Source organism: Egbenema bharatensis FJBBOT/2019, from assembly GCF_048077055.1.
Lineage (GTDB): Bacteria > Cyanobacteriota > Cyanobacteriia > Elainellales > Elainellaceae > Egbenema > Egbenema bharatensis.
This window is the reverse complement of record NZ_CP182236.1, coordinates 1,882,260-1,894,220: the sequence shown is the minus strand read 5'-3', so window position 1 is coordinate 1,894,220 and position 11,961 is coordinate 1,882,260. Positions and strand designations below refer to the sequence as shown.

At 50.9% G+C, this 11,961-nt stretch carries 10 protein-coding genes; 5 read left to right on the top strand and 5 right to left on the bottom strand.

What is annotated here, in order from left to right:
- Window positions 1–142: 142 nt before the first annotated feature.
- Entirely contained in the window at window positions 143–1,324 is a 1,182-nt protein-coding gene (locus ACM1PF_RS08845) for a M20 family metallopeptidase (RefSeq protein ID WP_416674078.1), read from the bottom strand.
- An 884-nt stretch (window positions 1,325–2,208) separates the two neighbouring features.
- On the opposite strand from ACM1PF_RS08845, the gene ACM1PF_RS08840 reads away from it, so the two are divergent.
- Window positions 2,209–2,430, top strand: a complete 222-nt coding sequence (locus tag ACM1PF_RS08840) for a DUF4327 family protein (protein WP_416674076.1) — start codon at window positions 2,209–2,211, stop codon at window positions 2,428–2,430.
- A gap of 209 nt (window positions 2,431–2,639) precedes the next feature.
- Here the strand turns inward: ACM1PF_RS08840 and ACM1PF_RS08835 are convergent, their stop codons facing one another.
- Together ACM1PF_RS08835 and ACM1PF_RS08830 are read right to left on the bottom strand one after the other, a co-directional pair.
- A complete protein-coding gene (locus ACM1PF_RS08835) occupies window positions 2,640–3,065 on the bottom strand; it encodes a hypothetical protein (protein ID WP_416674074.1) in 426 nt (141 codons plus the stop codon).
- A 65-nt stretch (window positions 3,066–3,130) separates the two neighbouring features.
- The gene (locus ACM1PF_RS08830) at window positions 3,131–3,484 is read right to left on the bottom strand and encodes a hypothetical protein (protein WP_416674073.1); all 354 of its coding nucleotides are present in this window, start codon (window positions 3,482–3,484) and stop codon (window positions 3,131–3,133) included.
- Window positions 3,485–3,734: 250 nt separating this feature from the next.
- On the opposite strand from ACM1PF_RS08830, the gene ACM1PF_RS08825 reads away from it, so the two are divergent.
- Together ACM1PF_RS08825 and ACM1PF_RS08820 are read left to right on the top strand one after the other, a co-directional pair.
- The gene (locus tag ACM1PF_RS08825) at window positions 3,735–4,637 is read left to right on the top strand and encodes a cation diffusion facilitator family transporter (protein WP_416676600.1); all 903 of its coding nucleotides are present in this window, start codon (window positions 3,735–3,737) and stop codon (window positions 4,635–4,637) included.
- Window positions 4,638–4,947: 310 nt separating this feature from the next.
- Window positions 4,948–5,727, top strand: a complete 780-nt coding sequence (locus tag ACM1PF_RS08820; protein ID WP_416674071.1) for a photosystem II S4 domain protein — start codon at window positions 4,948–4,950, stop codon at window positions 5,725–5,727.
- A gap of 114 nt (window positions 5,728–5,841) precedes the next feature.
- On the opposite strand, the gene ACM1PF_RS08815 is transcribed toward ACM1PF_RS08820, so the two are convergent.
- Together ACM1PF_RS08815 and ACM1PF_RS08810 are read right to left on the bottom strand one after the other, a co-directional pair.
- Window positions 5,842–7,854, bottom strand: coding sequence for an SGNH/GDSL hydrolase family protein (locus tag ACM1PF_RS08815; protein ID WP_416674069.1), 2,013 nt, complete (start codon window positions 7,852–7,854; stop codon window positions 5,842–5,844).
- 299 nt (window positions 7,855–8,153) lie between these two features.
- On the bottom strand, window positions 8,154–8,339 hold the full coding sequence (locus ACM1PF_RS08810) for a hypothetical protein (RefSeq protein ID WP_416674068.1): 186 nt from the start codon (window positions 8,337–8,339) through the stop codon (window positions 8,154–8,156).
- Between the two features lie 467 nt (window positions 8,340–8,806).
- Here ACM1PF_RS08810 and ACM1PF_RS08805 point away from each other — a divergent pair, with 467 nt between their 5' ends.
- Both ACM1PF_RS08805 and cobJ read left to right on the top strand, forming a co-directional pair.
- Entirely contained in the window at window positions 8,807–9,835 is a 1,029-nt protein-coding gene (locus ACM1PF_RS08805; protein ID WP_416674067.1) for a long-chain acyl-[acyl-carrier-protein] reductase, read from the top strand.
- Between the two features lie 57 nt (window positions 9,836–9,892).
- Window positions 9,893–11,929 carry a precorrin-3B C(17)-methyltransferase gene (gene cobJ, locus ACM1PF_RS08800; RefSeq protein ID WP_416676599.1) on the top strand — a complete coding sequence of 679 codons (2,037 nt, stop codon included), beginning with the start codon at window positions 9,893–9,895 and terminating at the stop codon, window positions 11,927–11,929.
- The last annotated feature ends 32 nt before the right edge of the window (window positions 11,930–11,961 follow it).

The following is an 11,961-nucleotide window of genomic DNA, read 5'->3' as shown; positions in this document are numbered from 1 at the left end:
CACAAGAGAGTAAGAGGTAGAAGGGGAAAGGGCGGGCAAGATGCCCACCCCACAAGGGTTCTAGATTAACAAATTTGCATTCCTGAGCAACTCTCTACTCCCCATGCCTCATTCTCCACTCCCGACTCCCCATCCCCCGCTCCTACCCCTCCATCTGCCAGTACCGATAGACTGCGTATGCCATCGTGACCACTCCTGTGATGATGGATATTTCATTCACCTGGAATTGGGGATGATGCAGAGGGAAGTTGGTTTGATCGGGGAAGCCCACCCCTAAGCGAAACATAGTGCCTGGCGCATGATCGAGATAGAGGGAAAAGTCCTCTGCGCCTAGTGAGGGTTCCAACAAAATTTGTACCCGCTCTGTGCCCCAGGCTTCTTCGGCCGCTTCCTCTATCAGTTGCGTCAGGGTAGGGTCATTTTGGACGGAAGGAACGCCTCGACGGTAGGTAATTTTGTGTCTGGCTCCGTAGGTCTGGCATACCGTAGCGACAATATTTTCGATCCAGGTGGGGAGAGCCGCACTGGTTTCAGGATGAAGCGATCGCACGGTTCCCTGTAATCGGACTCGATCGGCAATCACATTAGGAGCACGACCACCCTGGATTTGTCCAATAGTCAACACGACTGGACGGAGGGGGTTTTGAGTCCGGCTGATGGCTTGCTGAAGGGTAGTAATGACCTGGGAGGCAATCCAGATGGCATCGATCGCTTCGTGGGGACGTGCGCCATGCCCCGATTCTCCCTCAACGATAATCTCCAGATCATCGGCGGCGGCTGTCAGTGCGCCATAGCGAATGCCGATCGAACCCCCCGGAATGGTTGGAAACACATGAACCCCCAGGATGGCATCAACCCCGTCCATGACTCCATCTCGAATCATCCAACCGGCTCCCTGGGCCGTTTCCTCAGCGGGTTGAAACAGGAAGCGAATTTTTCCCAGCAAGTTTTCATCTAGCTGGGACAACACCATTGCCGCCCCCAAACCGATCGTTGTATGGACATCATGACCGCAGGCGTGCATAATGCCAGGTTTATGGGAGGCAAACTCTAAGTCCGTCAATTCTTGAATCGGCAGGGCATCCATATCGGTGCGGATAGCCAGTAAGCGGCGATCGTCCTTCTTGCCGAGCAATTCACCGACGACCCCCGTTTTGCCAACCAACTCCTGTACATGCAGTCCACAGGATGAAAGCACGCCTGCAACATATGCTGCGGTTTGATACTCCTGTCCGCTCAACTCTGGATGACTGTGGAAATGACGACGAATTTCAATCAGTCGAGGCGCAAGGGTCGCAGCAATGTCTTTAATTTGGCTTAACATCGATCGGTGCAAACATGGGTAGGGTTTACCCTATGATAAACACCTGTTAAAACGAAGACTCGCAAGTGCGATCGGTTTTCCCTAATTTCATTACGCTTTGCCCTCCCTCTGTTCCGGTCTGTCTCAGTTCTCTGTTTGAATCCTTTGGTTAAGAAAAATCTAAGAGATCTTGAGAAACTCTAAAGAATGTACCAGGACAAAATTGTGGAAAGCACAGGGGTTCTAGACTGGGATATGGGCAATTTCAGGCATTTCAAATCCACCCGTTTTGCTTAAAGCCTAATCGTATACTCAAAGGCAATCCCACGAAACGGTAACAAAGACTGCAAAACAGGGAGAGCCAGGCATCGGCTGCATGACACCTGCCAGAGCGGACCCTTCAAGTTTTTCTCGCTTTTCGACAAACTTTCTGAAGGCTTCCTCAACAAAATCTTTTTCAATAAATTGTCAAGGCTTGATGACTTTCGTAATGTTTATTAATATAATCTTGATGGTGTTACCTCGAAAATAGAAAACATTCAGTATACTTCACTACAAACCCTGGTATTCCAGGTTGGATTTGTCAGTTATACCCGTTCCATCGTTGTTCTTGTTCAATTCGCACTGGCTTTTGTCGTTAGAAAGCTAAATTTGTCCCGAATTAGCAAGTTGTTCCGTTTCCTGTCGAGTTTATCTACGGTTAGATCCTTTCCGTCTGTCAACCTGATTAAAGTTTTGAGTTTAGTGCCTTGAGGTCAGCCGATTTACAGCCATTGGAAATTGTTAGATCTGTTATCAGCGAATTTATAACGCAGATTCATGACAAGGCCTAATCTCCGTATCTTGCGTATCTACTTTCTATCTTTTAGCCGTTCATCACTACAAACAGAACAAGAGGGTGAGTTATGATTCAATCTGTACAGTACTCAATGGACTTGATCCAAGACGAAGCACGGCAGTTAGTGCAGAAGGGTGTAGTGAGCCGGACTCAGCCCATCTATGTTCTTTGTCAGCACATTCCCGCCCGTGAATGGGTTTGTGTGGAAGCTGTTTTGGAAGATAATGACTTTCTGCTGCGCGATCGAATTTCTGATTTGCTGGGACGAGAAGACTGGGAAAACGACTAAGGATGGTGGATTGAATAACCTGTTCACCGTTCTGCTGCTTTGACTGGGCGGGCAAGACTTCGGCTTAAGCTCAAGCTGACTGGGTATGCTTACCTAAGAAATGCAAATTTAAGGAATGTAAATTTACTGATCTGAGATTCTTGTGGGGTGGGCATCTTGCCCGCCCAGTCAACAAGGCAGAATGATTACAGGTTATTTGATCCACAAGCCTAAGGATTGCCCTGTTCTTCGCGCAATTTTTGCAACTCCGATCGAATGGCTGCCAGTTGTTCCGTCAAGTCCTGTAAGTCTTGCTGCACGTCAACGGGCGGAGTGGTTGCATTCGGTGCGGAGACAGGACTGGTGGTCGAATAGGGGGGAGGGGTGCCTGGAGTTGATCCGGCAGAGGAAGCGGGCGGCGTATTGCGATTAAATCGTTGATTGATCACGGTATCAACAAAATCGCGGGCTTCTCGTTCGGTGACTTCTCCCTTGACTTCCCACTCTTCCGCCAGTTGACCAAATTCTGTCCTCAAACGAGCCAAAGTTTCTTCGCGGCGCAGGGGATCCTGTAGGGTTTCAATCAAAACCGAGGTTGCGCCCAGGGTAACGCGCAGCCCTTTTTGGGCAATTTGAATCAAACTATCTGGATTCATAACAGGTAAACTCAGGAAGATACGGCAAGCAATGATATTTTAATGGACGATATGAACGATTGATTCTAGCCAAACTGCTCCAGGTATTGATTAATATCTTCGTTCAGGCGGGTTAACTCAGCTTCTGTGCTAATGCGAATGCGATCGTCCCTTAAGGTAACTAGTACCTTGGCTGCAAAGGGAGAAGACCAGATATTCGGATTACAGAAGATTTCTAGAAAGACCTCTCCTGTGTACTGATACTCCATCGGTTTTTGCGGAGTAGGTTTACTGCTGCCACCTGAACCTTGAGCTGATGCGGCTTTCAGGTTATTCATCAAGGCCAAAATGGCCGCTTGCAGATCGCGGGCGGCGGATGGCGTGAAGTTGAACATCACTGAGCCTTCGGAAAGATTAAGTCTAATCTGAGAAGCTGTCATCTTTTTTTGTAATGTGACGACTATTTTAGATAAGTTGTATTAATGCACGCTGGTGATTCTGCTACCCATAGTAGCGGTGAGGGGGCAGAAAAGGAATCTACGATCCTGGCTAAATCGTCTTGTACGGCTTGATTCCCTTTCGGAGCAGCAGCAGGCAACCCTCAGTGCGCTTTTGAATTGTTGATGATTGCCCCAGAGTGATTTCCCTATAATGGTCCTTGTCCTGATTGGTGGTATGGAACCAGGGGAAATGGCGATCGATCGGCGGCCAGTGGTTCGTAAAGTGTTGCTGATTACGCTGGTTTTGAATCTCGTTGTGATGAGTTTGAAAGCGGCGGTTGGGCTGTGGACGGGTTCATTGAGCCTGGTGGCAGATGCAATTCATAGCGTCACGGATGGGGCAAACAATGTTCTGGGTTTGTTGACCAATCGTTTGGCTTCGCCTCAACCCGATCGAGATCATCCCTACGGACATCAGAAGTATGAAGCGATTGGAGCTTTGGGGGTTGCCGCATTTTTGGGGATTGCCTGTTTCAAGATTTTGGAAAGTTCGATCGAACGGGTGATTCAGGGAGGCGGTGCCGTTCAAATCTCTGGTTCTGAGCTATGGCTGCTGTTGATTGTCCTGGGAATTAATATTTTTGTTGCTTTTTACGAGCGATCGGTGGGACGAAAGATCGGTAGTCAAATTCTGATTGCGGATGCCCGCCATACGATGAGTGACATTTGGACAACGATCGTAGTGATTGGAGGCTTAATCGGCATCTGGCTCTGGAATATTCAATGGTTGGATATCGCCCTGGCGTTTCCCGTTGCGCTGATGGTGCTGTGGAGCGGCTGGCGAGTCATTAAGGAAAATTTGCCGTGGTTGGTGGATGAGATGGCGATCGCCCCAGAAGCGATTCATACCGTAGTCATGCAGGTGCCGGGGGTGGTGAATTGTCATCAGATCGCATCCAGAGGGCTGCTCGGTCGGCAAATTTTTATTGAAATGCACCTGATTGTGGATGCGGCCGATGTGGAAACCGCCCACAAGATTACAGAGGCAGTCGAAACTAGGCTAGAGGAGAAATTCAGCCCGGTACGCACTTTGATCCACGTTGAACCCCCTGCCTATCGATCGAATGAAATTAGCTACGACGGCGGAGGTTGAGCCTGGCTCTAGGAATACAAATTTGATAATCTAGAACTCCTGTGGGGTGGGCATCTTGCCCGCCCAGTCAAAGCAGCAGAACGGTGAACAGGTTGTTTGATCCACGCTCTTAGTAGCCCCTGAACTGAGTTCGACGGTGCTTTGTGGGAAGTGGGGAGTCGGGAGTCGGGAGTCGGGAGTCGGGAGGTGAATGGAGTTGGCAGATTTTTGTCGCAGAGTATCCGGCTTTTCCTGCAAAGTTTGGAAGAATCAGGGATAATTGCAGGTTGTGATTGTGCAACCGATCCGCCAGCACAGGAACCCCATTACGATGTTGCCACGCGAAAATCTTCTCAGTGGAGTTGAAAACCGAGAAACGGCAGTCCGAGTCATTGACCAGGCCGAACAAGCGATCAAAACCTGGGAGGTGGTCTGTACGGACTTTTTATCGCCGCCTGAGTGGGCCGATGTTCAGCAAATGTTCAGTCGTCTGACGGAGGTAGAGATGCTGTCTTGGGGCGGCTATCCTCAGGCAGAACGGCAGCGAGTCGCCATTGCCCGATCGGATTTACCCCTGGATGTGTCTCAGGTCGAAATTGCTGCGATCGAAATTGCTGGAAATTTTTTGTTTGACCCTGCCACTCACCGGGATTTTTTGGGCGCACTGCTGGGTACAGGCCTGGTGCGGGAAAAGGTTGGCGATATTATTGTCTCAGGCGATCGCGGTGCACAGGCGATCGTGGTGCCAGAACTGGTGGAATTTCTGGAAATGAGCTTGACGCAGGTGCGATCGGTTCCCGTCAAAACCCGCCGCATTGACCTGAGCGAACTTAAAATCCGCGAACCCAAGAAGAAGGAACTAACGACTGTAGAGGCTTCTATGCGGTTAGATGCGGTGGCCTCTGCTGGATTTGGGATGTCGCGGAGTAAGATGGCGGATCTAATCACCGGGGGCGATGTCCGGGTCAACTGGCGGGAAGTTACCCAGTCCAGTCATCAACTCAAAGCTGGAGATCTGGTGGCCATTCGCGGGAAGGGTCGTCTGGAGGTGGGCGAGGTTTCCGTGACGAAGAAGGAACGCTATCGGGTGCAGTTGACTCGGTTTGTTTAGGGGCATCGGTTGTTTAGGTTCGTGGAAGCAATAACCTGTGTAATGGTTCTGCTGCGTGGACTGGGCGGGCAAGATGCCCACCCCACAAGAATTCCAGATGATTAGATTTCATTCCTAAACGTAAGTGAACTGCTCCGTGTTCGTCAGGTTAAGTCCCGTTCGGTTTTCAACGATGCCAATCAACTCATCCGTCGGATTGAGCACCCCATTCCGGTTTGTATCTAAGAAAATGCCTGTGCCGATGATGCCAGCAATGGGTGAGTTGCTCAGAAGGTAATCATTGGGATTCCCGTCCAGTTGAATTCGATCGACTCCCACCTCAAAGTTTCTAATCAGGGCATAGTCTTCCAGTCCAGGAGAACTGTTGTTGCCACTGTTGTAGTAGGGTGAGCCCCGTTTGCCTAACACAAAGGTATTTGCACCAGGAGTGCCGATCAGTTCATCAACCCTACCCTGTCCATAGCGTTCGTTCCCCCAGTTCATCAACCGTTCGATCGCCTCAAACCAGCGATTTGCCATCTTGAGTTCTCCAGTCGGATTGGGATGCAACCCATCATAGTTATCCCGATTGGGATCAAATCCAGTGAATTGATCCACGACAATCACCGGAGAGTCGGATCGATGTTTTTGAGCGGCTAAACCTGGAATTGCTGCGTTCAAAACTGGAAAATTTTCACTTCCAGGCCAACCGTTATTGCCAGGAATGATTTGAGCCAGCAAAATGGCGATTTGAGGATTGACATTTCGTAGAGTGTCAATGATTTGACCTAGATTGCTGATAACGCTCTCGATCGTTCTATTATTCCACGCCAGCAGGTCATTCGTGCCCAGGTGAAGCAATACGACATCGGGACGCTGGATTGTTGCGGAATTATTAATCAGTCCTAAAATTTGATCTGTGCGGTAGCCTGAATAGCCTTCATGATCCATATCAAAATCTGGATTGGGAGGCAGGCCTACGAAAAGTTCGCTTCCCTGATAATGCAATGTAGAGCTACCGACAAAGTTAACGTTGTACCCTTCTTGTTGCAGTCGCTGCCATAGCGGCCGCCGATAACTATTGAAATTAACCTCACCGTGGGTAATCGAATCACCCAGCGGCATGATTCTTACCGTTGGACGGGTTACAGTGACTGTCACTTCATCACTTTGCTGCCGATCGCCATTGCTCGCAGTGAGACGTAGAACGTAGGTTCCGGGTTCGCTGAACTTTGCTGAAGTCAGTAGATTGTTTGCATCGGCAAAAGTGACAACGCCCGGGCCGCTTGTCTGTGTCCAATTGACTGTCGAGGGGAATGCTTCAGGGGCGATCGAGCCAGCCAGGGAGGTTCCAACCCAGGCAAATTTAGAGGTTGAAATGTCTTCTCCGGCATTGACTCCAAAATCGGGTGTGGGAGTTGGGGCGGGAGCGGGAGTCGGTGCAGGCGCAGGTGCAGGGATGGGAGTTGGGATGGGAGTCGGTGCAGGTGTGGGTGCAGGGATGGGAGTCGGAGCAGGTATAGGCGCAGGAGTCGGAACAGGTGCAGGGATGGGGGTTGGGATAGGAGTCGGAGCAGGTGTAGGTGCAGGGATGGGGGTTGGGATAGGCGCAGGTGCAGGCGCAGGCGCAGGTACAGGGATAGGGGTTGGGATAGGCGCAGGTGCAGGAATCGGAGGAGGGACAGGAACGATCGAGGGAGTCGGGATAGGTTGAGCGATCGGTTCTATCGGCTCTGCGGTTAAATTCAATCGATAGCGACTGTTTGAACCTTTGCGCCGAAAGATCCGAATGTAGTGTTCACCTGGATTGAGTTGAAGCTGAAGTAACCGTCGATTGCCCCCACCCACGTTAGTTTGCCGAATCTGGGTCAAATTGCGACGAATTTCCCTTGGACTGAGCTGATTAAAGTCCGGTCGTCCGATCGCCTTCAGGACTGCGGCTCTGGAGCGTCTCAAAGTGAAGATTTGTATCCCAATCTGCGATCGCTGGCCACGATTCAATAAATTTAGCGTCAACAGGCTGCCAGCACCCAAATTTAGCCTGTAGAGGTCATTTGAATCGTTCTCGTTAACCTTGCCATTACGAGCGACGGGACGGGAAGCAGGAAGCGGTATGCGGATCGCTCTGCGGAGGGAATTGTTACGCATAGGGTGGAGGGAAGCGGAAGTTTATAGCAAGGCTTGCCTTTTGATTTGCCTTTGTAAACGTTCTCAAATTTCCCTGGCTCTGATCCGTGAATTACCACCAAGTTCATAGCATCTTTGTGTCTGCATTAAGTAAACATGAGTAAAAATACAGAAAAGTGAGATTTTTTATACTGAAACTCTGTCTCTTCGTAAGGGAAACTACTCGGGCTTGAGTAACCCCCACATGAAAAATTCCCTGCTCCAACGAGAAACAGGGAAAATACAAGCTCTATGAGTCAATTAAATTATTGTTTTGAACATTACTGTTTTGAAAGTTGCAAGCATTGCTCGACCACCAGAGCCGCAATGGTAGCAAATGCCGTGATACCCAGCGCCAGAGCGGGATGTTGCCCCTGGCTAATCGCAAACGTTGTCACTACGCCTGCCCCAAGAGCAGCCGTTACACCCGCCGTTAACCAATCTTTTTTAGGCTTTTTATCGTACATTGCGGTATCAATCAAAAAGAGCAGTTGAATTTAAGCCGTGACTATTAATTTAAGTCGTGACACTCAACCTACCATTCCCCCTGGCTTCAGTAAATTTCCTGGGGTTATCTTGTAATTAAGTGTTAGGTTTGGTGATTCTTCTTAATCAAGAAAGGTAAAGTGGTAAAGGGTAAACTTGGGTTTGTTGCTCATGAGTGACAGATGAGTGACATCAAAACTTAAGTCAGGAAAGGCGATCGGGTATTCTAATCATCCGATATCCCCCGCTAGGCAGTTGATCTAGACCTGGGGAGGTTGTTTTTATCTCCTTATGGCTGCTAAAGACGATTTCAGCCCGATTGTTCCTGCTGAACTTCTCTGGATTCGTCGGAGGCTTATTTTGTGTAGTATTTTGAAAGTGCTTAATTTTTCGCACTAATCCATATCACTGTCATTCGATTCCACAAGGCTTGGTATTATAGCTGTCCATGTTTGGTTTAATCGGTCATCTCACGAGTTTAGAACACGCCCAGTCCGTTGCTAGGGAGTTAGGTTATCCAGAATATGCTGATCAAGGGCTAGATTTTTGGTGCAGTGCCCCGCCGCAAATCGTAGACACTATCAAAGTTACTAGTGTTACAGGGCAGCAAATCGAAGGACGGTATGTAGAGTCTTGTTTTTTACCGGAAATGCTGGCAAGTCGCCGAATTAAAGCCGCCACGCGCAAAATTGTTAATGCCATGGCTCATGCCCAAAAGAATGGGATTAATATCACGGCTCTGGGGGGGTTCTCTTCGATTATTTTTGAAAACTTCAACTTGCAGCAAATTAGCCAGGTTCGCAACATCAAGCTGGAGTTTGAACGGTTCACAACGGGAAACACGCACACCGCCTACATCATTTGCCGTCAGGTGGAGCAGGTTTCTCAACAGGTTGGGGTTGATCTGTCAGAAGCCACGATCGCGGTCTGCGGAGCCACGGGGGACATCGGCAGTGCCGTCTGTCGCTGGTTGGATGCCCACACGGATATGAAGGAACTGTTGCTCATTGCCCGAAACCAGGAGCGGCTCCAGGCACTTCAGGCAGAACTGGGGCGCGGCAAAATCCTGGCGATGGAAGAGGCATTACCCCAGGCAGACATCATTGTCTGGGTGGCCAGTATGCCGAAGGGGATGGAGATTGATCCAACCCAACTGAAGCAACCTTGCTTGCTGATTGATGGCGGCTATCCCAAAAATATGTCTAATCTGGTGAAGCATCCAGGCGTTTATGTGCTCAATGGCGGCATTGTGGAACATTCCCTGGATATTGACTGGAAAATTATGAAAATTGTCAACATGGATGCTCCGGCCCGGCAGTTGTTTGCCTGCTTTGCCGAATCCATGCTGTTGGAATTTGAGAAGCTATACACCAACTTTTCCTGGGGGCGTAACCAGATCACCCTGGAGAAAATGGACTTGATTGGTCAGGTATCCCGTAAGCATGGGTTCCGTCCTTTACTGACGGTGAGCAGCTAGGTGAACCAGCCAGGCAATCCAGGCAACTGGTTTCAGGATTTTCAGCCGATCGCCGCGATGACCACGACTCCGGCGGGAATGACCGTGCTTCAGCCTCTCTGGCAGACTGGAGCCGCAACGTTGTGGATTCCCGAAACCCTTCGCCCAGGTTTGTCTCTTGATTTTCCTACTTGCACCATCCAGACCTATTCCGGCTCCCTCAAAGCCCATCTCGAAACCCTCTGGCCAACCCATCACAGCTTTGTGTTCTGTTTAGCCACCGGTGCAGTGGTTCGGTTGATTGCGCCTTTGCTGCAAGACAAAGCCACCGATCCGGCGATCGTAGTGGTTGACTTAGCAGGACGGTATGTCATCAGCCTGTGTGGCGGGCATCAGGGCGGAGCGGATGCTTTGACTCGATCGATCGCCCATCAGCTAGGAGCAACGCCAATTCTCACGGGGGGAGCCAATGGATTGAACTTACCTGCGATCGATTTGTTGGGGATGCCCTTTGGCTGGCAGCGGGGGGCAGGGAACTGGACTGGGGTGAGTGCCGCAGTGGCCCAGGGGCGATCGGTTCAGGTGATTCAGGAGGCAGGCTCAAGGCTGTGGCAGAAGGGGTTGCCAGAGGTGCATCCGTTTGGCATAGGACATGGGGAGGGGGAATCAGGAATCGAGGAGCAAGGAGCAGGGAAAGATGAGGACGTGGTGTTTGCACCAGAAGCAGGTGCCATCGAACAAACCCCTCATGCGCCCTTCAACCCTCAATTGCCGACTCCCGACTCCCAACTCCCTCAGCCCCATCTCTGGATCAGCCCGATCCAACGGCATTTCTCTCCTGAGACTGAACCCCCTCAAGCTCAATGGCATCCCAGAGTCCTGTGGGTTGGGGTAGGCTGCGAGCGGGGAACGGCTCGTTCGTTGATTGAATCAGCCATTCAGGAGGTTTGCCAAACCCATCAGTTTGCCGAGGGAGCGATCGCTGGAATTGCCACAATTGACCTGAAGTCAGATGAAGCGGGCATTCTGGAACTGTGCCACGATCGCCAGTGGCCGTTGCGCTGCTTTGCGGCTGACCAACTGCGATCGGTTGTGGTTCCTACTCCTTCGGATGTTGTGGCGGCAGAAGTAGGGACTCCCAGCGTGGCTGAGGCCGCAGCGATCTTAGCTAGCCAGGAGAATCCTGCCAAAGACAGGACTACCCAGGCAGAGATTACCCAGGCAGAGATTACCCAGGCAAGTCCCATTCCCTCAGAGTCATCCTCCCCCCTGCGAGTTGCCAAAACCATCTTTCGCCAGCCCGGGCAGCCAGGAGCCGTTACCGTCGCCATTGCAGAGGCAGAACAGGAATTTACAGGGCGATCGGGGCGGTTGTGGTTGGTGGGAACGGGGCCGGGTGAACTGACTCAGATGACTCCCGCAGCCCAGACGGCCATCAGTCAGGCGGATGTTGTGATCGGCTACACGCTGTATCTTGATTTGGTTTCCGCCCTGTTGCATCCAGGGCAGATCATTGAAGCCTGGCCGATTACCCAGGAACGGCAGCGAGCTGAACGGGCGATCGAACTGGCTCAGTGGGGGCTAACGGTAGCGGTAATTTCGTCGGGCGATTGTGGCATTTATGGCATGGCAGGCCTGGTACTGGAACAACTTCAGCAGCAGGGTTGGGATGGCAAAACGCCGGATGTGCAGGTATTCCCAGGGATCTCTGCCCTCCAAGCCGCCGCTTCCAGGGTTGGTGCGCCCTTAATGCATGATTTCTGCGCCATCAGCCTCAGCGATTTGCTAACGCCCTGGGATGTCATTAAACAACGATTAATTGCCGCTGCCCAGGCAGATTTCGTAACCGCTTTGTACAATCCTCGATCGCAAACCCGCGTTCACCAGATTGAAACAGCCCAGCAGCTTTTTCTGGAATATCGGGATCCACAGACTCCAGTGGCGATCGTCCGATCGGTTTACCGTCCCGATGAACACATTACCCTCACCACCCTGGACAAATTCCTGGAAAATCCGATCGATATGCTGACTACGGTGATCATCGGCAACCGCAGCACCCAGATCCACGCCAACACAATGATTACCCCTCGCGGCTATCTGGGCTTTGGAGATTAACACAGGCATACTTCCTTGTGAGGGCGAATCGC